Genomic DNA, 25346 nt, shown 5'->3' on the forward strand with positions numbered 1-25346 from the left:
TTATTCATCCTTGTAGATTTTAATTGCTGACTGGCCATTGCTGGTTTTCCAGCCGTGGTACATACCTTCGGTATTGAAGCTGGCCATGATGTTGGCGCCCGCGTCGAGACCAATGACGCCACCGTCACCGCCCATCTCGACTAATTTATCGTGGATCACTTCGTCGGCTGACTGCTGGATACCTTGCTCTTTGTATTTTACTCGAGCACAGATGTCGTAGGTTACCGCAGCGCGAATAAAGAATTCGCCGTGGCCAGTAGCCGAGACACCACAGTTTTTGTCGGCATAGGTCCCCGCGCCAATAATAGGGGAGTCACCGATTCGGCCATAGCGTTTATTGGTCATACCGCCGGTTGAAGTTGCGGCTGCAATATTGCCGTCTTTATCCAGCGCTACCGCGCCGACTGTGCCGAATTTAGAGTTCTTGGCTTCGTCTTCGGAAAGTTTTGGCTTTTCGGGCGTATGTTTGAGTACTTTCTGTAATTGATCCCAGCGTCTTTGCGTAAAGAAGTATTTGGTGTCGACCAGCTCGAATCCCTGTTCTTTGGCAAACTCTTCAGCGCCTTCGCGTGCCATCATGACATGAACCGAATCGGTGCGAACTTTATCCGCCAGCAGAATCGGGTTTTTAATATGACTCACGCCAGTAATGGCTCCGGCCGATAAGTCTTTGCTATACATAATCGAAGCATCGAGTTCGTTAACGCCTTCGTGGGTAAAGACGGCACCTTTGCCCGCGTTAAATAGAGGCGAGTCTTCCATGATAATAATGGCAGCCTGAACTGCTTCCACACTGCTACCGCCCTGTTCCAGGACTGCATAACCCGCTTTAAGCGCCTCATCCAGTTTTTCGCGATAGGCTTTCTCAGTCTCTGGCGTCATGTTCTTCTTCAAAATAGTGCCGGCTCCGCCATGGATGACCAGGCCGTAGGGTCTGTCAGGCTTTTGAGCCAGTGCGCTCAGGGCGGTTCCAAGAAGAAGCGTCAATGTCAGGGTTTTTAGTAATAGTTTCATTGTCATAGCTGCCAAAACTGTTCGTTGGATTTAATGTTCTATCACATGCCTTATAGATTGTTAACTCTGATCTGCGACGCTATTAAAAATAAACACAAAAGGCACTTGATTTAAATGCAGTTGAGAATTATTCTCATTTGTGTGTTTTCTATATCTGGGAGAAGAAAGTGATTCATTACATGATTAATGCCTGGCTGGATAGGCGTCAACCTAAATTGGAGCTGATAGAAAAGAACTCTGGGAATATTATTGGGCGTTGGCAGGGAAGAGGGCTTCAGCAGCTCTTTAACTCGGGACTGATCAGTTATGAAGAACTGGCTTCTAACGATCGTACTGACAGTAAGCAGCTGGTCAAGGCTTTGATTCTGGAACTGACCTGTGAGGAGTTGTGCGGCCGGTGTCTCTATGAGCGTTGATCAGTCTTTATTGCGATCGATGTCCCGCGCCAGTTCTTCTACAAACGGAGCGCTGGCCTGAGCATGATTGGCCCGATTGACCAGATGGCAGAATAGTTCCGCTGTTTTAGTCGCGTCATAAAGCGCCGAGTGGGCCTCTTTCTGACTGAAGGCGATATCTGCACGCTTACAGGCCTGAGCCAGCACCGTGTGGCCCAGCATCAATGCGGAAAGCGAAGCCGTATCAAAACTGGTAAAAGGGTGAAACGGGCTTCGTTTGATATTGGCGCGTTCAACAGCGGCGTTGAGGAAGCTTTGATCAAACCAGGCATTGTGACCGACCAGGACACAACGGTTACAGCCGGCTTCCTTTTGTTCGGTTCTGAGGCCTTTGAAAATATCTTTAAGTGCTTCTTTTTCGTCCACGGCGTTACGCAGTGGGTTATCTGGATTGATGCCGGTGAACTCCAGAGCGCGCTGCTCTATGTTCGCCCCTTCAAATGGCTCAATGTTAAAGTGATAGCTTTTATACAGCTCTAGCTGTCCCTCATCATTATAACGTGTCGTAACTGCCGCTATTTCGAGCAAGGCATCCGTTTCAGCATTGAAACCGCCGGTTTCTACGTCTACCACGACTGGGTAAAAGCCACGAAACCGGTTTTTCATATCCAGATTGATCATCTTAAATCCTAACGCTTATGAGTTTTCCTTGCGAAGTTTCCACTGCAGGGTTTCTTCTGCTCGGAATGGAACCAGGTGATCATTACCCAGGCATAAAGATTTTGGTATTTTCCATTCATCTTTGACCAGCGTAATTTTCTTCTCATTACGCGGTAGGCCATAAAAGTCTGGGCCGTGGAAACTGGCGAATCCTTCCAGTCTGTCTAACTTGTCCATCATCTCAAAAGCTTCGGCATATAACTCGATGGCGGCGTAAGCGGTGTATACGCCAGCACAGCCACAGGCCGCTTCTTTTTTGTTTTTGGTATGAGGAGCGCTGTCCGTACCAAGGAAATATTTTGGTGAGCCAGACGTTGCTGCCACCAGTAGTGCCGCCTGATGTTCCTGACGTTTCAGAATCGGCAGGCAGTATAAGTGTGGGCGAATGCCGCCAACCAACATATCGTTTCGGTTAGCCAGCAGATGATGGGCAGTAATTGTAGCTGCAACATTGGGCCCTTGCTCGTTAACGAACTCAACGGCATCTTTGGTTGTGATATGTTCCAGTACTACTTTTAAGTTAGGAAACTTTTCAACCACAGGACGCAGCTTGGTATCGATAAAGACTTTCTCTCTATCAAAAATATCAATCTCAGCATCTGTCACTTCACCATGAACCAAGAGAGGCATACCGACTTCTGCCATCTTTTCAAATACAGGATAGGCATTTTCGATATCCGTAAGGCCTGAGTCTGAGTTAGTTGTGGCACCTGCGGGATAAAGCTTGCAGGCTTTGACGAAACCACTTGCGATGGCCTCTTCGATATCTTCTGGCGACGTGTTATCCGTTAAGTAAAGCGTCATTAAGGGTTCAAAATCCATACTCTCCGTGGTGTGACGAAGAATGGCTTCCTTGTAAACATCGGCTTCTTTGACATTGGTAACAGGCGGAACAAGGTTCGGCATCACAATAGCGCGAGCGAATTGCTTGGCGGCATCTTTGACCGTGTGCTGCAAAGCGGCTCCAGAGCGAAGATGGATGTGCCAGTCATCGGGACGAGTAATGGTTAATGTTTGCATACGTTATCTCGGTGTTATGTCAATATGCCGGTAATTGATGCTTTACCTGACGGACTCTTTTGCTGATTGACTATTTACTTAATACAGTGGCGCGCTATTATACGCAAGTCCATACAGTAACTAAACCCTCGAACTGTAAGAAGCAGTTACATAGGTGATTAGGAGGAATCGTGAGATTACTACATACCATGCTACGCGTCGGCGATCTGGAAAAGTCGATTAAGTTTTATTCAGATATCATGGGGATGGAACTGATTCGTAAACATGACTACGAGTCTGGCCGTTTTACGTTGGCGTTTCTTGGTTATGGCCCCGAAAAAGATAATACCGTATTGGAGCTAACTCATAACTGGGATACGGATTCTTATGATAAGGGCGAAGGTTTCGGTCACATTGCTATTGCTGTTGATGACGTTTACAAGGCCTGCGAAAAAATTCGCGATGCGGGTGGTGTTATCGTGCGTGAGCCGGGCCCAATGAAACACGGCACGACTGTTTTAGCTTTCGTCGAAGATCCCGATGGCTATAAAATTGAACTGCTTGAAGACCGCCACAACAAATAAAGGACATGAAGTTTGATGCCTGAAACAACTCCAGATTCGAAAGTACCAATGCCTAAAGGCGTTAAGAACGTATTGGTCATTAATTTAATTATTATTGCCATCGTAGGCTGGTCTTTATTTAATATGTATACCGAGACAGGTGCTGAGATATTAATTGCTTTTGCCAGCTGGTCGCTGTTCGGAACCTTGCTGCTGGCCGACATTATTCTGCTGACAAAAATGCGTAAAGCCTGGGGAATGCTCAGGGCTTTGATTTGGGTGATAGCACTGTTACAGGCATTAACCACCATGGTGTTAACCAAAGACTTCCTGTCATTATGGGGAGCCTTGGCATTCTTTGGTTCACTCGTTGTCGTGATCTATTTGATTGGTTTGAGAGGCTATCTCAACAGCGATAGTTTTAAAAACTGGTTTGGACAATAACTTTTACTTACAAGGAAATATGATGAAAAAAATACTGTTAGGATTGATGTTGATTGGTGCTGTTGGTGTTGCCTCAGCTGAGCAGACTATTTCAGAAAGCCATAAAAAAGCAGCACTTGAGTTACTTAAAGTGATGGACATGGGGAACCAGTTTTCTGATGCTCTGGTTGTTGGAATTGATGCACAGATCGAAGCAAATCCTTCGATAGCTCACTATCGTCAAGCCTTTTTAGATTTCTATGATCAGCACGTTAACTGGAAAGATGTTAAAGGCCGCTTTGCCATTCTCTATGCTAGTAACTTTACTCAGGCAGAAATCGAAAAACTTACCGACTTTTATCAGACTGAACTGGGTCAGAAGGTCGCAAAGAAAACACCTGATTTGATGGCGCAGGGTATGCAGCTCGGACAGCAACTGGTTAAGGAAAAACAGACAGAGCTTATGCGCATGCTGCAGGAAGCTGATAAAAATCAGTAGCATTACTTATAGGATGGGTTCAACCAATGGGAAAGCCCGGGCGTAAGCTGTAACCCATCCTATGAAAAATACTCATTATTAAATCTAATCAAAAACCTCTTTTTCCATACAAAATATCCTGCGAATCTTTCTTGATATAGGTCAAGACCACGCTAAGATAAAGACAAACCAGCTGTCATAGTTTAGTCACAAACTACTTAGCGCTGTGTTGGGTAGTACGACCTATGATGAACGGAGGTTACTGATGGAGTTCCTCGATCCCGTGCTATTAGCTCGGATCCAGTTCGCGTTCACTATCGCGTTTCATATTGTCTTTCCCGGCCTTTCCATTGGCCTAGCTGCCTATTTAACTGTTCTAGAAGCCCTCTGGCTGAAAACCAATAATAAGATTTACCTTACCGCTTTCAAATACTGGCTTAAGATATTCTCCATAATTTTTGGTATGGGCGTCGTCTCTGGCGTGGTCATGAGTTATCAGATTGGTACCAACTGGAGTGTGTTTTCCGATAAAACGGGTCCGGTATTAGGCCCATTAATGGGTTATGAGGTTTTGTCGGCCTTTTTCCTGGAGGCAGGTTTCCTTGGTGTCATGCTGTTTGGTATGAACAAGGTAGGAAAAAAACTCCATTTCTTCTCCACCCTGATGGTCTCAGTCGGTACCTTGATGTCTGCCTTCTGGATTCTCAGCGTGAATAGCTGGATGCAGACCCCCGCTGGTTATGCTTATAACGATGTAGGGCAGTTCATCGCTGAAGACTGGTTTGAAGTAGTCTTCAATCCATCGTTCCCGTACCGCTTTGCCCACATGGTGACAGCGGCTTTCTTGAGTACGGCTTTTTTAGTCGGTGGTGTCGCTGCCTGGCATTTGCTGAAAGAACGTAAGGAAAAAGTCAAAAATGAAGCGGCCAGACTCATGTTCTCGATGGCGATGTGGATGGCAGCTATCGTTGCCCCGATCCAGCTGTTCATTGGTGACATGCATGGTCTAAATACGCTGGAGCATCAGCCGGCAAAGGTTGCGGCAATGGAAGGTAATTATCAGACGCAAAAAGGCGCGCCACTACTGCTTTTCGGTATTCCTAATGATGAAGAAGAGCGCGTGGATTATGCTATCGGTATTCCCAAAATGGCGAGCTTTATATTAACTCATGACTTTGATGGTGAGCTGGTTGGGTTGGATCAATTTGCAAAAGAAGACCGACCCAACATCAAGTGGGTGTTCTACAGTTTCCGCGTTATGGTGGCGATTGGCATGGGCATGATTGCTATTGGCTTACTGAGTTTATATCTACGCTGGCGAGGTAAGCTTTATGATAATCGCTTTATCCAAAAAGTTGCCGTCTGGTTCGCGCCTTCTGGGATTGTCGCCACCATCGCTGGCTGGATCGTTACGGAGGTAGGGCGTCAGCCTTACACGGTTTACGGTTTGCTCCGAACTTATGATTCTCACTCGCCACTGGATGCTCCGGCAGTGGCTGCCTCGCTGGCCATCTTTGTGGTGGTTTATCTGCTGGTCTTTGGCACCGGTATTGTGTACACCTTGCGTCTGATGCGGGTCCGTCCCGGAGAGAAAGGTGATGTTGCGGACGAAGAAACAAAGGTTAGTGCTCCGGTAACCATTTCCAGTCGCTTGCCTCAGAACTCGACTAAAAGCTCAGAGGAGGAAGCCGAATGATTGACTTCGCACTAATTTGGGCAGGCCTGATTGCTTTTGCGGTACTGGCTTACATCATTCTGGATGGCTTCGATTTAGGCATCGGCATCATGTTCCCCTTTATCAAAAGCAAGGAAGATAAAGAAACGGCGATGAATACTATCGCGCCCATCTGGGACGGTAATGAAACCTGGCTGGTTTTAGGTGGTGGTGGCCTATATGCGGTCTTTCCGCTGGCTTATTCGATTATCCTGCCAGCGTTATATATGCCGATTATTCTGATGCTTCTGGGTTTAATCTTCCGCGGCGTAGCGTTTGAATTTCACTGGCGTGCGCGTAAGTCACAGCACCTGTGGGATAAAGGTTTTGCTATCGGCTCTTTGGTCGCCGCTTTATGTCAGGGTATTGCTCTCGGCGCCCTGGTTCAGGGTATCACGGTCGAAGGCCGAGCTTATGCCGGGGGCTGGTGGGACTGGCTGACCCCGTTCAGTATCACCACAGGTGTTGCCCTGGTAGTGGGGTATGTTCTGCTAGGCTCTACCTGGCTCAATATGAAAACAACCGGCCACTTGCAACGGCTGGCTAGAAATATTGCCAAAGTATCCGGCACTGCTACTCTGGGCTTTATCGGGCTGATCAGCCTGTGGATGGTGTTTATCGAACAGCAGTACCTGCACCGCTGGTTTGATGCGCCAAATATCTATTACCTGTTTGTTGTGCCCGTGCTGGTTTTAACCGTTGGCATCAGTCTATTTTTTGCCTTGAAAAGAGAGCGTGACGTTAGCCCGTTTATCCTGTCTATTTCACTCTTCCTGTTGAGCTATATTGGACTGGTGATTAGCTTCTTTCCAAATCTGGTACCGCCATCGGTCAGCGTCTGGGAAGCAGCGGCGCCTGATAACAGCCTGAAGTTTTTACTGGTTGGCGCCGCATTCCTAATTCCAATTATCTTGGCCTATACAACCTATGCCTACTGGGTTTTCCGCGGCAAGGTTAAAGAAGGCGAGGCCTATCACTAATGTCTCAAGAGAAAGATCCAAACGACAAACCCGGGTGGCAGAAAGCCCTCTGGTTTGTTGGTCTCTGGCTGGCAGGCGTTCTGACGCTAGCCTCAATCGGCTACGGCATCAGGTTTTTTTTGGGAACCTGAAGGATAACGCTGTTACTTAAATCGGTTTCAACCTGTCTAACCGTAGCGGCTAGATAAGACCACTCTGTGAGCCCTACATCTTTTCTAAAAGCCTCTCTGGAGTCGGCCGCCAATATATTAATAAAACAATAAGTTATTGACATTTGATGGTTTTTTGGTCAATTTAAGTTCTAAGAAGCCTGGTGTTCTGGTGGTTACTTATAGCACTTGGCTTATTATAAGGCTTTACCTGGATGGAGAAGGCCTACAAAATTAGTGGACGAGTATTCAGCCAGCTAAGCTAATTGCATCAACCATGATGGTTAACAATATGGCAAAAAAAAGTGTAAAGATTCCTTCGAAGTTATTGTCCGCAGCTTTGGCCGCCGCCGTTGACGGGGTTGTTATCGCTGAAAAATCGGGTAGTGATTTTCTAATTATTTATACCAACCCTGCCTTTGAAAAAATTACCGGCTATTCACAAGAAGAAGTTCTCGGTAAAGACTGCCGAATGCTCAATCAAAATGCGCGAGATCAAGACGCTATTGCTACGATTAGAAAAGCATTGAGAGAGCAGCAGCCCTGTCATGTGACTTTGTTAAACCATAGAAAAAATGGCGATGCCTTTTGGAATGAGCTTAGTCTCTCCCCGGTGTTTTCTGACGAAGGCGAGCTGACTCACTACATTGGTGTTCAAAAGGATGCAACCGAGCGCGTTAATCAAAGGAAAAAGATTGAAGAGATGGCGACCAAAGACCATCTGACAAAGCTACCCAATCGTCGATATTACAACGAAGAAATCAGTCAGCTTTGGGGGGTTCACCAGAGGTTACAGGCAACTATTGCCTTCGCATTTATTGATATTGATGAATTCAAAAAATATAACGATAACTATGGTCATCTTGAAGGTGATAAAGCGCTAAAAGCTGTTGCTAAAAAAGTTTCGGAACGTTTCGTTAGAAGCGGTGATCTGGTGGCTAGATTTGGTGGTGAGGAGTTTGTTATTGTTACGACTCTGGATTCGGACCCTGATAATTTCATAGAAGCCTTAGATGAGCTAAGACAATCAATTCTCGATCTGAAAATTGAGAATAAATATTCTGAAGTGAGTCCTTATATCACCGTCAGTATTGGTGTGTTTTATGGGGTTCCCAGAAAAAATTCACGGCCCTCAGACTTTGTTGATCTTGCTGATTCCGCCATGTATGAAGCCAAGCGAAGCGGTAAAAATCAGGTGAAAGTGGTTAATAATGTCGAGAATGGTGCTTTCAAACCGGCCTCTTAAACCAACTTTAGTCATTGAATGCTTGAACAAATTGAATCTCAAATTAACTGTCCTTACTGTGGTGAACCACAGACCGTTTTGATCGATCCTTCCATCGAACAACAACAATATATCGAAGACTGTCAGATCTGCTGTCGCCCTATTGAGTTTGACGTTGTGGTAAATGGTGAAGATGTCAGCTTGACCGTTCACGCCGATTTTTAATCCAGGCCTTATGCAGTATAAGGCTGTGTTCGAGCAAGAATCGATATTATCAATTTCTACCTTGTGCTAAATTAAGAATGATTTGGTCCGGTATTGCTATTACTGGTGTTTGAGAGAAATACCGGTGTCCCAGATCATGCAATGGTTAAATCAGTAATAAGGAGTATTGCGATGCCAAAGTATGTCATAGAACGTGAAATCCCAGATGCCGGTAAACTATCGCAGGGTGAATTACACGACATTTCAGAGAAGTCATGTGACGTCCTGAACCAGCTTGGACCTGAAGTGCAATGGGTCAATAGCTATGTAACTGATGATAAGGTCTATTGTATTTATATTGCCCCCGATGAGGACGCCATTAGAAAGCATGGCGAAATGGGTGGGTTCCCGGTAAATTCAGTTGCCCAGGTCCGCTCGGTTATCGATCCCGTATCGGCAGAGTAAACTAACACCATTCGCTGGATGAGCTCATTGAGATAAAACCAGCGACGAACAGAGAAATCGCCTTTCTGCGGGGAGGTGAAGGTCTCTTTTTGGCCTATTCATGGGCTACTATCTTCGAAATGACACTGACCCTATTCTGGCCGCTATCTTAATATTCGTGACATTGGCATATTGAATCCATAAGACATATCGGTGTAGCATTGGCGCTTGATTAATGGACTAACCCAAAAAGAAGCACCTGATGAAACTTATATTTTCCTTCCTTTTGTTATTACTGAGCTTCAGTGCTGGAGCTTCAAAATTGCTGACAATTCAAGAGCTGGCAACCATTGAGCAAGATGTTGATGTGATGATTCATAATCTCGAGTTTGGAGGACCAGAGGACTATATTTCTCAAATGCCTCCTGAGTTTATAGAAGGGTTCGGTGGTCCAGAGTCTCTAATGGAATCTGCTAAAGAGCGAATGGCCGGTTTAAAGGAAGCCAATGCGACGGTTGTTTCTTATGGACTGGGTGAGCCTTTTAGCCGATATGAGGTAAAAAATAGAACCATCGTTATTATTCCTTTTGATTTAAAGATGAGTACTGATACTCAAATGCTTATATCAAAAAGCTACTTAATTGCTGTTAAGTATCAGGAAGCCAATAGATGGTATTACTTGGACGGAGCGGGATATAAGAACATGAAATATATGATCCAAGCTTTCTTACCTTACCTTCCTGATAATATGGAAGTTCCAGAAGTCGATCTCAAAATTGTAGACAAAAACCAATAAAAGCAAGGATAGCAGTCCGTGAAATTATTATTCACTTTATTGCTCATGGTGGTGAGCTTCTCTGTGTACGCGCTGGATAAAGATGCGGTGGAGCAATGGAAAAGTGACATCGACCATTACGCTAAAATATTAGCTGAGCGACATATCGACGCTTTCCATTCCATTTCAGAGTCAGAGTTTCAACAAAGACTTGATGCCTTAAAAGGTTCCCTGGATTCAAAGACAAGAGAGCAGGTCTTAGTTGAACTGATGGAAATCACGCGGGCCATTAATGACGGCCATACCTCAGTCCCGCTGTGGAATCAGACCCTCAACAAGTTTCCATTGAGCTTTAAAGTTATCAACGATAAGCCTTACGTTATTGGTGCTACCGAAGAGCATCTCGATCTATTAGGTGCTGAAATTGCTTCTGTGGAGAATTACTCTGCTGACAAAGTGCTGAACGAATTAGCTGCCATTGTCCCGTTCTCTGAAAACCCTTACTCAAAGAAAGCCAATGCGGGCTATTACCTTAATCGGGCAGAAGTGTTAGCTGGCCTGGGGTTAATAGCCACGCCAAGTAACGCTGAGTTTACATTCAGTAAAGATGGTAGGAAGTTCAGCACAGACTTGAAGTCCAGCGACTCCTATCAGTTGGCGCACACCATTAGCTTCCGAAATACCAATGGAATCATGCCAGTGGAAAAGGTTAATGATAATGTCTGGTTTGGCTCTACTCATGAGGGAGATACCGTCTACTTTAAATACCGACGTTATCCATCCATGTCAGAAATGGAGTCGCTGGCAGAGGATTTGTTGGAATACATTAACGAGAATCAGTCTCGACATCTGATCATCGATTTACGTGAAAACTATGGTGGTGATTTCTTCATCGGGTTAAAACTGGCCCAGTATCTGGTGTTGGCCGATAGCATCGACTGGAAGTCTGGCGTCTACGTTCTTATCGACAATGAAACCTTTTCGGCGGCCATGAGTAATGCTGCTCAATACACACAGATTTTGAATGCCACTCTGGTTGGCGAGCCGACGGGGGCTAAGCCGTCAGGTTATCAGGACATGGGACAATTTACCTTGCCCAATTCAAACCTGTTGATCACTTACTCGAAACGGCTTTACCATTTCAAGGAGGAAGGCAAAAACGCGCTGTATCCTTCAAAAGACATTGCTTTAACCATCGGTGACTACATAAATCAAAACGACAGACCATTGAAATGGGTTCTGGACAACATAGAAAAAGGGAAACGTTATGAATAAAAATACCATTGTCGGCGTGCTATTTATTTTGAGCAGTATCGCCTTTGCTGTCGCAGGCTGGATGGCCGGTCAGGTTCCATTTTATGGGGTTGCGGGCGTCTTTGCCGTAGTTGGTTTTATATTTATTATGCAAAAGGGGCGTCAGTAAATTTTGGCCGAGGCCTGCCTCGGCTTTTTCCTGGCTCAGAAATTCGAGAATATTTCCTTCTAACCCTTGCATATTCTAGCAATATACCCATAATCACTCTCTTATCCCGAATTTTAGTGAAAAGACCTGATTCCCCACTGTGTTGAGGGTGTTTTAAGGCCTGTATGACGCTAAAATACGAATTAAATTAATCAATCACAGAATAATAAGCCATTCGTAGGGCTTATATTCGAACAAAGAGATTTGCAATGCCTGTAATTACTTTACCTGATGGTAGCCAACGAGAATTTGATAAAGCCGTTTCTGTACACGATGTTGCCAGCGATATTGGCCCTGGTTTAGCCAAAGCTGCGTTAGCCGGAAAAGTCGACGGTAAACTTGTTGATACCAGTTATGTTATGGATTCTGACTCTGAGCTGGCGATCATTACGGAACGTGATGAAGACGGTTTAGAGATTATTCGTCACTCAACAGCTCACTTGCTGGCGCAAGCGGTGCAACGCCTTTTCGACAATGTTCAGGTCACCATCGGTCCTGTGATCGACAATGGTTTCTACTATGACTTTGCGACCGAAAAGCCGTTTACCGAAGATGACTTACGCGCCATCGAGAAAGAGATGGAGAAAATCGTCAAGGAAAACCTTGAGGTTGAGCGCACCGTGATGGAGCGTGACGAAGCCGTAACCTTCTTCCGTAACATGGGCGAAGAGTACAAGGCAGAAATTATTGAGTCGATTCCGACTAACGAAGAGTTGTCGCTGTACAAGCAGGGCGACTTTATCGACCTATGTCGTGGTCCTCACGTACCGAGCACATCGAAGCTGAAAGCCTTTAAATTGATGAAGGTTGCCGGTGCCTATTGGCGTGGTGACTCGAACAACGAGATGCTACAGCGTATCTACGGTACGGCCTGGACTAACAAGAAAGAACTTAAGGGCTACCTGAAACGTCTGGAAGAAGCCGAGAAGCGTGATCACCGTAAGATTGCTAAGGCACTGGATCTGTTCCACCTACAGGAAGAAGCTCCGGGCATGATTTTCTGGCACGACAAAGGCTGGACTATCTACAAGACGCTTGAGCAGTACATCCGTGATCGCCTGAAAGAGCATGATTATCAGGAAGTGAAGACGCCACAGATTGTGGATCGCAGCCTGTGGGAAAAGTCAGGACACTGGGACAAGTTTGGCGACGACATGTTTACGCTGGAATCGGATCAGCGTGACTATGCGATTAAGCCTATGAACTGCCCATGTCACGTACAGATTTATAACGCTGGCCTCAAGAGCTACCGTGACCTGCCGTTGCGTATGGCCGAGTTTGGCTCTTGCCACCGTAACGAACCATCGGGCGCATTGCACGGTATTATGCGTCTGCGTAACTTCGTACAGGATGATGCTCACATCTTCTGTACTGAAGATCAGATCCAGAGTGAAGTATCGAAGTTTATTGAGATGTTGTATGACGTCTACCGTGACTTCGGCTTTACCGACGTGATCGTTAAATTATCAACTCGTCCGGAGCAGCGCGTCGGTTCGGATGAAGTCTGGGACAAGGCAGAAGCAGCTTTGGCCGATGCATTGAAAGCCAATGACATCGAATTTGAGTATCAGCCGGGCGAAGGTGCCTTCTATGGTCCGAAACTTGAGTTCACGTTGAAAGACTGTCTTGAGCGTCATTGGCAGTGCGGCACGATCCAGGTCGATTTCTCGATGCCGGGTCGTCTTGGAGCTGAGTTCGTTGCCGAGAGTGGTGAGCGTGAAGTACCGGTGATGTTACACCGCGCGATTCTGGGATCTTTGGAGCGTTTTATCGGTATTTTAATCGAAGAATACGCCGGAAAATTCCCAGCTTGGTTAGCCCCAACACAAGCTGTTATCATGAATATTACCGATAAACATGCTGATTTTTGCAAAAAAACAGCAGATTCCTTGAAAAATAAGGGATTTAGGGTAAATTCGGACTTGAGAAATGAGAAGATCGGATTTAAAATTCGCGAGCAGACATTAGCACGTGTTCCGTTCTTACTTGTAGTCGGAGACCGTGAAGTTGAAAATGGTCATGTTGCCGTGAGAACTCGAGAGGGTGAAGACTTAGGTAGCATGAGCGTTGATGCCTTTGCTGAGTTGCTTGAAGCGGAAGTCGCTAAGCGAGCAAGAAAGACAGAAGCATAGGCTGATGAATTTGACTTACTTTTAACCAATTAGAGGATTAGACACATTAAAAAAGGTCAAAAGCGCGACGATAGACAGCGCATAAATGAGAATATTCGTGCGAAGGAAGTTCGCTTGATTCAAGCCGACGGCGAAAATGTTGGCGTGGTAGATACAAAAGATGCCCTGGCTCAGGCAGTAGAAGCCGAGCTGGATTTGGTAGAGGTATCACCAGATGCGAATCCTCCAGTCTGTAAAATTATGGACTTTGGTAAGTACCTTTTCGAGCAGAAGAAAGCGAAAGCTGCTGCTAAGAAAAAGCAGAAAGTTACCCAAGTCAAAGAAATCAAGTTTCGCCCAGGGACGGACATAGGGGACTATAAGGTAAAACTACGCAACCTTATACGTTTTCTGGAAGATGGGGACAAGACGAAGATCACTGTCCGCTTCCGTGGTCGTGAGATGGCGCACCAAGAACTCGGAATGGAGTTATTGAAGCGTGTCGAAAAAGACCTGGAAGAGTACGGTTCAGTTGAGCAACGTCCATCAATGGAAGGTCGTCAGATGACGATGGTGGTTGCCCCCAACAAGAAGAAGTAATTGAGCGTTCGGTTCTTGCCTCAGGGTTTGGGCCGAACAAAAGACCGCAAGGCGCTTAATAAACTTCACAAGGTTGGATAGACCGGCTTTTAGCTGGATTATCCGTTTTTATAACTTATCATGGCTCCAAACGATTGGGTCTTTTGTTAAGACAAGCAATGGCCATGACAGTAATCAAATGCGAGTATATTACTATGCCAAAGATGAAAACTGACCGCGGTGCTTCGAAGCGTTTCAAAAAAACTGCTTCGGGTCGTTATAAGCACAAACAATCACACTTGCGTCACATCTTGACCAAGAAATCCACTAAGCGTAAGCGTCATTTGCGCCACGGCAAGCTAGTTGATGCCGCGGATACAAAGCAAATCGATCGTATGCTTCCTAACGGGTAATTGGTGAGGATTTAAGAGATGGCAAGAGTAAAACGCGGTGTGACAGCTCACGCACGTCACAAGAAAGTTTTAAAGCAGGCTAAAGGTTACTACGGTGCACGTAGTCGTGTATATCGTGTAGCTAAACAAGCTGTAATTAAAGCGGGTCAATATGCATATCGTGACCGTCGTCAACGTAAGCGTCAATTCCGTTCTCTATGGATTGCACGTATCAACGCTGAATCACGTAATCACGGTTTGTCTTATAGCCGTTTTATCAATGGTTTGAAAAAATCAAACATTGAAATTGATCGTAAGATGCTAGCAGAATTGGCAGTTTTTGATAAAGTAGCTTTTGCTGCTTTTGCAGAGCAAGCTAAATCTGCCCTGGACGCTTAATCTAAGCATCTGTTCTTTTCAAACCTGGTTTAAAAAGAATAGCATTTGCCATCGGGGCTGGTTGTAAACAACCACGATGGCACGATTAAAGTCTTAAAGGAAGGGCAGAAATGCTCTTCCTTTTTTTATGCCACACTATTTTGCTACACAACAAAAACTATGAGTAATTATCATGGCCGATTTACAAGAGATTATCGAACAGGCTGAACAAGAAATCAGCGCCGTAGAATCATTGCCAGAGCTGGAGCAGGTCAAAGCCCGCTTCGTTGGTAAGAAAGGGCTTATTACTGCTCAGATGAAGCAGATGGCGACACTACCGCCAGAAGAAAAGCCAAAGTTTGGCGCCAAAGTTAACGAAGCGAAAAAAGAAGTCTTCGGTATTATCGAGGCGAAACAGAACGCGATTAAAACGGCTGAGATCAATGCTAAGCTTGCCAGCGAAACAATTGATGTCACTCTGAGCGGAAGACAATCAGAGGTGGGCGGTGTACACCCGGTAAACCGTACCTTGAGACGCATTGAGTCATACTTTAGTCAGATGGGCTTTTCCGTGGCAGAAGGTCCTGAAGTTGAAGATGACTTCCACAACTTTACAGCGTTGAACATTCCTGAGCATCACCCAGCGCGCGCCATGCACGATACCTTCTACTTTGACGCCGGCCGTCTACTGAGAACGCATACGTCGCCGGTTCAGGTGCGAGTGATGGAAAACGGTGAACCGCCGTACCGCATTATTGCACCGGGCCGTGTTTATCGCTGTGACTCTGATTTAACGCATACACCCATGTTCCATCAGGTTGAAGGCCTACTGATCGATGAAAGCACGACGTTTGTTGATCTGAAAGGCGTTCTGTATGAGTTCGTTACCCACTTCTTCGAGAAGGACTTAGGCGTGCGTTTCCGTCCGTCCTACTTCCCGTTCACAGAGCCTTCGGCGGAAGTGGATATCGAGTGTGTGATGTGTAGCGGTAAAGGCTGTCGTGTCTGTAGCCACACGGGTTGGTTAGAAATCCTGGGCTGCGGCATGGTACACCCGAAAGTACTGGAATCTGTCGGTGTCGACAGTGAAAAATATACCGGTTTTGCTTTTGGTATGGGCGTCGAGCGTCTGACTATGTTGCGCTATGGCGTCAACGATTTACGTCTGTTCTTCGAGAACGACCTGAACTTCCTGAAGCAATTCAATTAATGGGTGGATAAGAATGAAATTTAGTGAACAGTGGTTACGTGAGTGGGTCAACCCTGAAATTTCCACTCAGGCATTAGTCGATAAGCTGACCATGGCTGGCCTAGAGGTCGATGGTTTTGAATATCTGGGCGATAACTTCGATGGCGTTGTTGTCGGTGAAATCAGCGCTGCCGAGCAGCACCCGGACGCGGACAAGCTACAGGTTTGTACCGTGAACGTGGGTGATGCCAGCGATGAGTCGCTACAAATCATCTGTGGTGCTCCTAATGCCCGTCAAGGCATTAAGGTAGCCGTCGCCATGATCGGTGCGGTATTGCCGGGCGATTTTAAAATTAAGAAAGCGAAACTTCGTGGCGTCCATTCTTTCGGTATGCTGTGTTCTGAAACCGAGCTGAAAATCGGCGAAGACAGCGACGGCATTATGGAATTACCACAGGACGCGCCCTTGGGGCAGGATCTGAAATCGTTCCTGAAAATGGACGATCACGTGATTGACGTTGATCTGACGCCAAACCGTGGCGATTGCCTTGGTATTCGCGGTATTGCCCGTGAAGTGGGTGTTCTAACGCAGCAGGACGTAACGGAAGTTGCTCCAGAAGCAGTATCGGCAGAAATCAGCGACGAGCTAGATGTGAAGCTCAGCGCGCCACAGGCGTGTCCGCGTTATCTGGGCCGTGTTATCAAAGGCATTAATCCAGAAGCAACCACGCCACAGTGGATGGTACAGCGTATCGAGCGCTCTGGTGTTCGTGCCATCGACCCGGTGGTAGACGTCACCAACTACGTATTGCTTGAAATGGGCCACCCGATGCACGCCTTCGATTTAGAGAAAATCGACGGTCACATCGACGTTCGTATGGCGAAGAAAGACGAAAAGCTTACGCTGCTTGACGGTCAGGAAGTCGAGCTGACAGAAGATACCTTGATGATTGCCGATAACTCAAAGCCACTGGCGATTGCGGGCGTCATGGGTGGTGAGCACTCTGGCGTGACTACAGAGACTCACGATATCTTCCTTGAAAGTGCCTATTTCGATCCGATCGCTATCGCCGGTAAAGCACGTCAGTATGGTCTGCATACCGATGCTTCACACCGTTACGAGCGTGGCGTGGATTATGAATTACAGAGAACAGCGATGGAGCGTGCTTCTGAGCTGTTGTTAGAGATCGTCGGCGGTAAGCCGGGCCCGATCATTGAAGCGGTCGACAAGGCTGCGATGCCTGAGAAGCGTCACCTGACATTACGTCGCCAGCGCATCGAGCGCGTTGTGGGCGTGAGCTTCTCTGACGAGCAGGTAGAAGATATCCTGACTCGCCTGGGTCTTGGCCTGAAAGCGACGGATAACGGCTGGGACGTCAGCGTTCCGAGCTTCCGCTTCGATATCGATAACGAAGAAAGCCTGATCGAAGAGCTGGTTCGCGTTTATGGCTATAACAATCTGCCGATCCGTAAACCGCTGGGCGAGATGGCGATGTTCATGCAGAACGAGAACCGCGTGTTCAAAGACACGCTGCGTGATCTGCTGGTCGATCGTGGCTATCAGGAAGTGATTACCTACAGTTTCGTCGAACCGAAACTACAGGCGATTCTGGAGCCTGCGCAGAAGCCACTGGCATTGATGAACCCAATTTCCAGCGAGATGGGCGTGATGCGCACTAACTTGCTTCCGGGACTGGTGCAGTCGGCCCAGTTCAACATCAACCGTCAGCAGAGCCGTATCCGTTTCTTCGAGATGGGTCTGCGCTTCGATACGTCAGGTGATGAACTACAGCAGATCCCAACCCTGGCCGGTCTGGTCGCCGGACGTCGTTATATCGAGTCGTGGGATGGTGATGCGCGTAAAGTAGACTTCTATGACGTTAAAGGCGATCTGGAAGCCTTGTTGAACGTGACAAAGCTGCGTTTCGACTTCGTTCCGTCGGACAAGGGTATCCTGCACCCGGGTCAGTCAGCGAACATCATGTTGGGCGACAAGAAAGTCGGTTATATCGGTAAATTCCACCCTGAAATTCAGCAAAAAGTGGATTTAGATCTGGACAGTTACGTGTTTGAACTCGATTTAGATGCACTGTCTGAGCGCAAACTGCCTGAATTCAAGCCTTTATCCAAGTTCCCATCGATTCGCCGTGACCTCGCGGTAATCGTTGATGAAAACGTAAAAGGTGGGGAATTAATTGATTTTATTGTAAAAATAGGCGGGAATTTACTGACAGATGCGTTTATTTTTGATATATACAAGGGTGAACATCTGGAAAGTGGAAAGAAAAGTATCGCGCTAGGCATGACCCTGCGTCATCCAGAGAAGACACTAGAAGATGCTGAGATTAACGCAGTCGTCGAAAAAGTCGTGTCTGGATTAGCCGATGAGTATCAGGCGGTACTTAGGAATTAAAAGGATATTGGTGTTCTCGACACTATTTTACAGCGGAGATTGATTATGGCATTAACAAAAGCTGATATGGCGGAACGTTTATACGAAGAGCTGGGGCTCAATAAACGTGAGTCGAAAGAAATCGTAGAAGCTTTTTTCGAGCAGATCCGCGATTCCTTAGAGCAAGGGTATAATGTCAAGCTCTCAGGCTTCGGTAATTTTGAGTTACGTGACAAGGCGCAACGCCCCGGACGCAACCCGAAAACAGGGGAAGAAGTTCCAATCAGCGCGAGACGCGTTGTCACGTTTAAACCCGGCCAGAAACTTAGAGGGAAAGTAGCCGATTATGTTGGAACCGAGCAATAATAACGAATTACCAGCAATTCCAGGTAAGCGCTATTTTACTATTGGGGAAGTAAGTGATTTATGTGCGGTAAAGCCGCACGTCCTTCGTTACTGGGAACAAGAGTTCGACCAGCTTGATCCTGTGCGTCGTGGTAACCGTCGTTACTACCAGCGCGAAGATGTCCTTATCGTCCGTCAGATCCGTTCTCTATTATACGAGCATGGCTACACCATTGGTGGAGCGCGTCAGTGCCTTGAAGAGGGCGGTGAGAACGGCAATGCGGCTGAATCAGCCCAAATTGATGACATCATTGAAGAACTAGAAAAAATTAAACGATTCCTAACGATTTAATCTTTCTGACCAATACTTCAATTTTTACATTGCATTTCATGAGAAAAACGGTACTATTCGTATCGTTTTTCTGATCATGAGATCACGTCGGAGCGTGGCGCAGCTTGGTAGCGCACTTGCATGGGGTGCAAGGGGTCGGAGGTTCAAATCCTCTCGCTCCGACCAATTAAAAGACAATTAGAACTAATACTGACTTCAGTTTTGTACAAAGAATATACGAATTGTTTAAAACTTAAGTAAAAGCCCAAAAAAGTTACGTTTTTTTCAAAAAAGGGCTTCCATCTAACCAGTGGTTACGGTATTATTTCGCGCAATTCGGAGAGGTGGCAGAGCGGCTGAATGCACCGGTCTTGAAAACCGGCAAGGGTTTGTAGCCCTTCGTGGGTTCAAATCCCACCCTCTCCGCCATATTAAAGAAACCGCCTTAATTGGCGGTTTTTTTATGTCTGAAAATCTTACTATATTTATGCATCGTTAATTTGGTGCCCTTTCTATAATATAGAAATTCATTTCATGCACGACCCTTGATTCTATGTTACATTGTTTATGTTATGTAACATAGACTGGAAAATTAGCATGAGTATCGGAAATAGCGGTCGAATAGTTCTTGAAATTGACCCACTACTAAAAAAGCAATTATATCAAGCACTTAAAGTTGATGGCTTGAATATGAAAGAGTGGTTTTTAGAGCAGGCCAACGAACTCCTCAACAAGGAACAGTTATCATTTGAGTTAGACCTACCAAAAGAAAGGGAAAAGCAATGAAGTTTAATAAAAATAGAGTTGCATTTGGGCGACATGAGTCTTTTGCCCTTAGATACGGCTGGTTAACGAAGGGCTATAATGCTTTAGTATTCGAGCCAAACTTTTTTAAAAGTGAGGACGCTACAACTGTTCTTGGAGTAGGAAAAAATATGGTTAATGCCATAAAGTATTGGCTAACAGCGTCTCAGCTAATTAATGATAACAAACAGGAGCCCACTACTTTAGGAAAGCTAATTTTTGATAAAGAAAAAGGATATGACCCCTATCTAGAAGACGAAGCAACGATATGGCTTATACATTGGCTACTAGCATCAAATGCAGAAAACTCAACTGCAATTTTTTGGTTCTTTAACAAGTTCCATAAAGCCGGATTTACTGGACTAGAGGTTCAGACTGCATTAAAAGATTTTGTAAAAGATCAGGTTGAGACGAAAGTAAGCGCGACTACTTTAAAAAATGATGCTCAGTTAGTTTTGAGAATGTATACCCCATCGAAAGCTAACGCGAAAACTCCAGTGGAGGAAGCTTTAGACTCTCCTCTAAGTTTACTTAGGCTTATTGGCACAGGTTCTAGTTCAAAACATTACTTATCTAAACCTGAAGAACGTGAGCATCTACCTTTGGGTGTGCTAGGTTTTGCTGTAACTAAGCTTATGAAAGATAAAGGTGTTTCATCATTACCAATAGAGGACCTAATGTATGCTAAAGATGACTTTGCTGCACCAGGGGCTATATTTAGATTAACTGAAAACGCATTAGTGACTAAGCTTGAGCAGTTAGTTAACTACTTACCCGGCAAGCTAACAATCCGTGAGACTGCAGGAATACACCAGCTATATATTTTGGATGATAAAATTAAGCCTGTGAATTACCTGTCTAAACACTATAAAGATTCAATCAAAGGAGTAGCCGCGTGAGTATTAATAATAAGGTTAAACTAAATACTCACTACACTCGATCAGTTAATATTGAGAGAGATGCTTCCTCAGAAGCAGTAGTACGTTCTTATATACCTACTTCAAGAGCTGTTAGAACTTTGGAAAGAGTTGCTAATTCATTTGGAGAAAAGCAAGCTCCAAGGGCCTGGTCGCTTATAGGTCCATATGGCTCAGGTAAGTCATCATTTTCTATTTTCTTAAATCACCTAGTCGGCAATCCTGGAGCTAGTGCCACTCAAGAAGCTTATAAGGTTTTGGCAGGTGAAGGTAGTTTGTCTTCTCGTTTCAAAAAAGAAAACAAAGGTTCAAAAGGTTACTTTAAAGTTTTACTGAGTGGTGCTCCAGAGCCTCTTTCAAGAAGGTTGGTTCAAACCCTATATTCTTCAGCAGTTGACTACTGGAGTGCGCTTCCTGGAACAAAGCCGAAAGTTATTGGCAAGTTAAAGAAAGCTTCAAAGCAAGACGAAATAGCTCCAAATCAAATATTGAATTACATCACTGAACTACAGGATGCTCTTGAAGGAAAATCTAAAGGGATTTTATTAGTTATTGATGAGTTGGGTAAGTTTTTGGAGTATGAAGCAAGGCACTATGGTGTGAATGACATTTTCCTTCTTCAGATACTTGCTGAACACGCTTGTAGTGAAAACCAAGTAAATCTCTACGTATTTGCTATGCTTCATCAGTCTTTTGAGCAATATGCAAAAGGTCTAGGTGAGGCTCTTAAAAAAGAGTGGGCAAAAATTCAGGGGCGCTTTGAAGATATTCCTTTCCTAGAGGGACCAGAGCAAACACTGCGCGTAGCTAGTAAAGCTTTTTCTCATGACTTTACTCCTAAAGAAAAGGACCTTGTAAAAAGCAGGGTTGCAAAAGTTGTTGGTACACTAGAAAAGGAGTCTGCACTACCGGGTGTACTAGATAAAGATAGTGCCATTGATTTATTCACATCGTGCTATCCATTGCACCCTGTGACAGGTCTACTACTACCCGTGTTATGTCAGAAAATAGCACAAAATGAAAGAACACTATTTAGCTTTTTAGGAAGCGATGAACCTAGTGGCTTAAAAAGAATTTTGGAAGACTTTAGCTCAGTTGAAGAGCTGGTTATGCCACATCATATATTTGACTACTTTATTCTGAACCAGCCTGCCTCGATCGGAGATCACTTAACTCATAGACGTTGGGTAGAAGTTATCACAGCTATAGAGAGAGTGGGGGACGTAACATTCGAAGAAATGTCACTCCTAAAAACGATAGGACTTTTGAATATTATAGGCGCCCACGGTGGACTTAAGGCTTCTAAAAACCTTTTAAAATCTCTATACAGTAAGTCAGTATCTACTTCATTAAAAACGCTGGAGGAGCGCTCAGTAGTCCAGTTTAGACGATTTAGTTCGGAGTATAGAGTTTGGCAAGGAAGTGATTTTGATATTGAACTAGCTCTTCAAGAGGAGCTTTCAAACTTAGGCCAGTTTTCACTCTCTGAGATATTAAATTCAAGAGCAAACTTGCTTCCTATTGTCGCCAGGCGGTATACAATCGAAAGTGGTACTTTAAGGTACTACTCTCCCGTATTTATAGATGCACAGTCCTATAAAACCTTACCTAGTAATGATACCAAGCCGAGGGCATTGTTTTATCTTTCATTAGGAAAAGATGATGAACAATTATTCGAAGAGAAGGTTTGTCAACATTTCGGTGATCTGGATGTAATTGCTTTATGTAAGAATGCGGTATCTCTGAGAGAAGCTGTTGCAGAGGTTGAAGCATTAGATAAAGTGCGTGTTACTCGACAAGAGTTAAACTCTGATCCTGTTGCTATGAGAGAATATCAAGATCGTCTTGACGCTGCGGAGTATACAGAGCAAATGATGCTACGGGAACTTAGCGACTCTCCTGAGTTATCAAGCTGGTACTGGAGTTCAAAGCAGCTTGAAGTTAACAATAAAAGGCAGTTCCAGGAGCAACTATCCAAAGTTTTAGGGGATGTTTATCATGCATCACCTGTAATTCACAATGAACTTATTAATAGAGATAAACCTTCAAGTCAGGCTGTAGGAGCTAGGGGTAAATTATTGCAAGCAATGCTTGTTAATAGTCACAAAAGAGATCTTGGGATAGAAAAGAACCCTCCTGAGAAGTCTATATATAATTCTTTAATTAAGGCTACCGGCCTGCATTCCAAAGACTCAAATGGTGAGTGGGCACTATCCGAGCCTTCTTTAGATGGAAGGAAGCATAAACAGACACAGTTTCATAAAGTTTGGACTGTAATTAAAGAGTTTATTGAAAATACAGAAAAGCAATCAAAGTCATTGGGTGAACTAGATAAAATTCTAGTGGCTCCACCCTTTGGCGTTAAGGCTGGCCTTTTGCCTATCCTTTATGTTTCTGCTTGCCTTGTCTATAAGGATGAAATTGCTATTTATGAAAATCGACGGTTTATACCAATTTTAAGCTATGAGCAGATAGAACGCTTTGTGAAAAGGCCGGATGAATTTGAAGTACAATACTTCAAAATTGAAGGCGTAAAGAAAAGTATTTTCTCAGAACTCAATCTTGGGTTGTTTAACTCTGAAGACGGAAGAAAACAGTCCGGGGAGACGAGGACTGTATTAGATATTGTGAAGCCTCTAGCTAAGTTTATGGCGGAGCTTCCAGAATATACAAAGAAAACAAAACAACTTTCCAAAGAGGCAATAGCTGTTAGAACAGCGTTTAACCTATCAAAATCTCCTGTGAAACTATTATTCGAAGAGCTCCCTAAAGCGCTTGGGTATGAGGTTGATAGAGAAGAGGGAAGTTTTGATGGATTTTCTAATGAAATCATGGAGGTGTTTAGAGAGCTAAAGTATGCGAGTGAAAAGCTTAAGGAAAGAGAAGTGAAGCTACTAGCCAACGCTCTAGGATTTCCAAAGTACTCTACTTTAAAAGACTTGAGAGCAGATATCTCAGGAAAAGTTGCTGGGCTAGAAGGTTTCACAGTGGATGTTAGTGGCGTTAAGGCATTCCTAAAGCGGTTAGCGAAACGTTCTGACTCGGATGAACTATGGCTAGAAAGTTTATTCGTATTCTTAGGCCACAAACCTATAGAGAAGTGGTCGGACTCGGATCAAAGCCAAGCTGAATATCGTCTGGCTCAATATGCTCAGCAAATTAACGACTTACACAAGCTTTGGTTACAGCATAATATTAACAACAAGTCAGGCAATGATGACTTTGAAGTGATTTTATTAAGAAGTATAAAGAGAGGGCAGGGAGAGCTTGACGCTGTCGCAACAATTAATAAAGACTGTTCGCGAGTTATTAATCAAACTAAGGGCAAATTATTTGAGGAGTTGAGGGCGCTAGAAGGGAAAGAAATGCAGTTGGCTGCAATATCAGAACTTGTAAATGACTTTTTAAGTGAGTATAAAGAGTCTAGTCAACTAGAAAAGAGTGAAGCGAAGACTTCACAAAAAAAGGAGGCGTAAGGTGTCTGAACACTTTGCTGATATCGCCAAAAAAGAAAATGTTAGACATGTTTTGGGTTTATCCGGCGGCAAGGATAGTGCTGCGCTAGCAGTCTATATAAAAAACCACTACCCTGAAATACACTCAAAAATGGAATATTTTTTCTCAGATACAGGAGCTGAGCTACCAGAGGTATATGAGTTTTTGGATAAAATGGAAGCCTACCTTGGTAAAGAAATTAACAGGTTAGCCTCTGGGGAGGATTTTGAACACTGGCTAAAGGTTCATAATGATTACCTACCTTCTGTACGTCAGCGTTGGTGTACAAGAGTTATGAAAATCAAGCCTTTTGTGGATTTCGTCAAAGGCACAGCAGCAATTTCCTATATCGGTATTCGAGCAGATGAATTTCGCGAAGGACTTAATACAGGCGTTGGGAAAAAACCAAACTATTACACCATAGAGAATGTTGATGCAGTCTATCCTTTTATAGACGATGGCCTCGTCAGGGATGATGTTTTTCAAATTCTAGAAGATAGCGTTGGAATACCCGAGTATTACAAATGGAGAAGCCGCTCTGGTTGTTATTTTTGTTTCTTCCAAAGGCAAGATGAGTGGTTAGGTTTAAAAAGGAATCATCCAGAATTATACGAAAAAGCAAAAGCATTCGAAGGTCGATCCAGAAAGAAGTGGCAATATGGAGAAGGGTTAATCGCTGTAGGAGATGGAGAATATACCTGGAGTACCCAAGGCTCTCTCGATGAGTTAGTTGCCAAAGCGGAAAAAGCCGAGAAAGAAGGCAAAACTTTCAAATCTAAGCAATACAAACGCTGGCAAGATGCTCTTCGTTATAATGAAGAGGATGAAGACCCGGAAGACCAGTCATGTTTAATTTGTAGTTTGTAGA

28 protein-coding genes and 2 tRNA genes are annotated in these 25346 nt (G+C 44.7%); 26 read left to right on the forward strand and 4 right to left on the reverse strand.

All coding sequences use genetic code 11. The features are described 5' to 3' along the window. A complete protein-coding gene (locus tag KS2013_RS03825; RefSeq protein WP_068989997.1) occupies positions 1–1014 on the reverse strand; it encodes an isoaspartyl peptidase/L-asparaginase family protein in 1014 nt (337 codons plus the stop codon). 167 nt (positions 1015–1181) lie between these two features. Between KS2013_RS03825 and KS2013_RS03830 the strand changes: the two genes are divergently transcribed. After that, entirely contained in the window at positions 1182–1430 is a 249-nt protein-coding gene (locus KS2013_RS03830) for a hypothetical protein (RefSeq protein WP_228703724.1), read from the forward strand. Here the strand turns inward: KS2013_RS03830 and rnt are convergent, their stop codons facing one another. Both rnt and pyrC read right to left on the reverse strand, forming a co-directional pair. Further along, entirely contained in the window at positions 1431–2090 is a 660-nt protein-coding gene (rnt, locus tag KS2013_RS03835) for a ribonuclease T (protein WP_083217775.1), read from the reverse strand. Positions 2091–2105: 15 nt separating this feature from the next. Then, positions 2106–3149, reverse strand: coding sequence for a dihydroorotase (gene pyrC, locus KS2013_RS03840; RefSeq protein WP_068990005.1), 1044 nt, complete (start codon positions 3147–3149; stop codon positions 2106–2108). Positions 3150–3319: 170 nt separating this feature from the next. On the opposite strand from pyrC, the gene gloA reads away from it, so the two are divergent. From gloA to cydB, 5 genes are all read left to right on the forward strand, one after another. Next, positions 3320–3712, forward strand: coding sequence for a lactoylglutathione lyase (gene gloA, locus KS2013_RS03845; protein WP_068990007.1), 393 nt, complete (start codon positions 3320–3322; stop codon positions 3710–3712). 15 nt (positions 3713–3727) lie between these two features. Then, on the forward strand, positions 3728–4135 hold the full coding sequence (locus KS2013_RS03850) for a hypothetical protein (protein ID WP_083217776.1): 408 nt from the start codon (positions 3728–3730) through the stop codon (positions 4133–4135). Positions 4136–4154: 19 nt separating this feature from the next. After that, complete coding sequence (locus KS2013_RS03855; protein ID WP_083217777.1) at positions 4155–4613, forward strand: DUF2059 domain-containing protein; 459 nt, start codon at positions 4155–4157, stop codon at positions 4611–4613. 244 nt (positions 4614–4857) lie between these two features. Then, positions 4858–6288 (forward strand): cytochrome ubiquinol oxidase subunit I, encoded by a 1431-nt coding sequence (locus KS2013_RS03860; RefSeq protein ID WP_068990011.1) that lies wholly within the window; start codon positions 4858–4860, stop codon positions 6286–6288. Beyond that, positions 6285–7286, forward strand: coding sequence for a cytochrome d ubiquinol oxidase subunit II (gene cydB, locus KS2013_RS03865; protein ID WP_068990014.1), 1002 nt, complete (start codon positions 6285–6287; stop codon positions 7284–7286). The genes KS2013_RS03860 and cydB overlap by 4 nt, the downstream gene beginning before the upstream one ends. A gap of 100 nt (positions 7287–7386) precedes the next feature. On the opposite strand, the gene KS2013_RS11985 is transcribed toward cydB, so the two are convergent. Then, positions 7387–7560 carry a hypothetical protein gene (locus tag KS2013_RS11985; protein WP_169816847.1) on the reverse strand — a complete coding sequence of 58 codons (174 nt, stop codon included), beginning with the start codon at positions 7558–7560 and terminating at the stop codon, positions 7387–7389. A gap of 167 nt (positions 7561–7727) precedes the next feature. Here KS2013_RS11985 and KS2013_RS03870 point away from each other — a divergent pair, with 167 nt between their 5' ends. From KS2013_RS03870 to KS2013_RS03960, 20 genes are all read left to right on the forward strand, one after another. Further along, positions 7728–8681, forward strand: coding sequence for a sensor domain-containing diguanylate cyclase (locus tag KS2013_RS03870; RefSeq protein ID WP_068994379.1), 954 nt, complete (start codon positions 7728–7730; stop codon positions 8679–8681). A gap of 18 nt (positions 8682–8699) precedes the next feature. Then, the gene (locus KS2013_RS03875) at positions 8700–8885 is read left to right on the forward strand and encodes a CPXCG motif-containing cysteine-rich protein (RefSeq protein ID WP_068990017.1); all 186 of its coding nucleotides are present in this window, start codon (positions 8700–8702) and stop codon (positions 8883–8885) included. Positions 8886–9056: 171 nt separating this feature from the next. After that, positions 9057–9329: a DUF4242 domain-containing protein gene (locus tag KS2013_RS03880; RefSeq protein WP_068990020.1), complete on the forward strand. Its 273-nt coding sequence runs from the start codon at positions 9057–9059 to the stop codon at positions 9327–9329. 241 nt (positions 9330–9570) lie between these two features. Continuing rightward, on the forward strand, positions 9571–10104 hold the full coding sequence (locus KS2013_RS03885; RefSeq protein WP_068990022.1) for a hypothetical protein: 534 nt from the start codon (positions 9571–9573) through the stop codon (positions 10102–10104). An 18-nt stretch (positions 10105–10122) separates the two neighbouring features. Then, complete coding sequence (locus tag KS2013_RS03890) at positions 10123–11358, forward strand: S41 family peptidase (RefSeq protein ID WP_083217778.1); 1236 nt, start codon at positions 10123–10125, stop codon at positions 11356–11358. After that, the gene (locus tag KS2013_RS11940; RefSeq protein WP_156768959.1) at positions 11351–11506 is read left to right on the forward strand and encodes a hypothetical protein; all 156 of its coding nucleotides are present in this window, start codon (positions 11351–11353) and stop codon (positions 11504–11506) included. The genes KS2013_RS03890 and KS2013_RS11940 overlap by 8 nt, the downstream gene beginning before the upstream one ends. A gap of 248 nt (positions 11507–11754) precedes the next feature. Then, positions 11755–13677 carry a threonine--tRNA ligase gene (gene thrS, locus KS2013_RS03895; protein WP_068990023.1) on the forward strand — a complete coding sequence of 641 codons (1923 nt, stop codon included), beginning with the start codon at positions 11755–11757 and terminating at the stop codon, positions 13675–13677. 45 nt (positions 13678–13722) lie between these two features. Beyond that, positions 13723–14256, forward strand: a complete 534-nt coding sequence (gene infC, locus KS2013_RS03900; protein ID WP_068990026.1) for a translation initiation factor IF-3 — start codon at positions 13723–13725, stop codon at positions 14254–14256. A 194-nt stretch (positions 14257–14450) separates the two neighbouring features. Then, positions 14451–14648 carry a 50S ribosomal protein L35 gene (gene rpmI, locus KS2013_RS03905; protein WP_046560874.1) on the forward strand — a complete coding sequence of 66 codons (198 nt, stop codon included), beginning with the start codon at positions 14451–14453 and terminating at the stop codon, positions 14646–14648. A gap of 18 nt (positions 14649–14666) precedes the next feature. Further along, positions 14667–15026: a 50S ribosomal protein L20 gene (rplT, locus tag KS2013_RS03910; protein ID WP_068990028.1), complete on the forward strand. Its 360-nt coding sequence runs from the start codon at positions 14667–14669 to the stop codon at positions 15024–15026. A gap of 172 nt (positions 15027–15198) precedes the next feature. Then, entirely contained in the window at positions 15199–16215 is a 1017-nt protein-coding gene (pheS, locus tag KS2013_RS03915) for a phenylalanine--tRNA ligase subunit alpha (RefSeq protein WP_068990031.1), read from the forward strand. 13 nt (positions 16216–16228) lie between these two features. Then, positions 16229–18607: a phenylalanine--tRNA ligase subunit beta gene (gene pheT, locus KS2013_RS03920; RefSeq protein WP_068990034.1), complete on the forward strand. Its 2379-nt coding sequence runs from the start codon at positions 16229–16231 to the stop codon at positions 18605–18607. Positions 18608–18652: 45 nt separating this feature from the next. Continuing rightward, positions 18653–18952, forward strand: a complete 300-nt coding sequence (locus KS2013_RS03925) for an integration host factor subunit alpha (RefSeq protein ID WP_046560878.1) — start codon at positions 18653–18655, stop codon at positions 18950–18952. Further along, on the forward strand, positions 18933–19283 hold the full coding sequence (locus tag KS2013_RS03930) for a MerR family transcriptional regulator (RefSeq protein WP_068990037.1): 351 nt from the start codon (positions 18933–18935) through the stop codon (positions 19281–19283). The genes KS2013_RS03925 and KS2013_RS03930 overlap by 20 nt, the downstream gene beginning before the upstream one ends. Before the next feature lie 88 nt (positions 19284–19371). Then, a tRNA-Pro gene (locus KS2013_RS03935) sits at positions 19372–19448 on the forward strand. A gap of 152 nt (positions 19449–19600) precedes the next feature. Continuing rightward, a tRNA-Ser gene (locus tag KS2013_RS03940) sits at positions 19601–19691 on the forward strand. Positions 19692–19859: 168 nt separating this feature from the next. Continuing rightward, complete coding sequence (locus tag KS2013_RS03945; RefSeq protein WP_068990040.1) at positions 19860–20048, forward strand: hypothetical protein; 189 nt, start codon at positions 19860–19862, stop codon at positions 20046–20048. Next, positions 20045–20965, forward strand: a complete 921-nt coding sequence (locus KS2013_RS03950; RefSeq protein WP_068990045.1) for a DUF4007 family protein — start codon at positions 20045–20047, stop codon at positions 20963–20965. Before KS2013_RS03945 ends, KS2013_RS03950 begins: the two co-directional genes overlap by 4 nt. Continuing rightward, complete coding sequence (locus KS2013_RS03955) at positions 20962–24459, forward strand: hypothetical protein (RefSeq protein WP_068990048.1); 3498 nt, start codon at positions 20962–20964, stop codon at positions 24457–24459. Before KS2013_RS03950 ends, KS2013_RS03955 begins: the two co-directional genes overlap by 4 nt. Before the next feature lies 1 nt (position 24460). Then, positions 24461–25345, forward strand: a complete 885-nt coding sequence (locus KS2013_RS03960; RefSeq protein WP_068990051.1) for a phosphoadenosine phosphosulfate reductase domain-containing protein — start codon at positions 24461–24463, stop codon at positions 25343–25345. The last annotated feature ends 1 nt before the right edge of the window (position 25346 follow it).

The sequence above is a fragment of the Kangiella sediminilitoris genome, from assembly GCF_001708405.1.
Classification (GTDB): Bacteria; Pseudomonadota; Gammaproteobacteria; order Enterobacterales; family Kangiellaceae; genus Kangiella; species Kangiella sediminilitoris.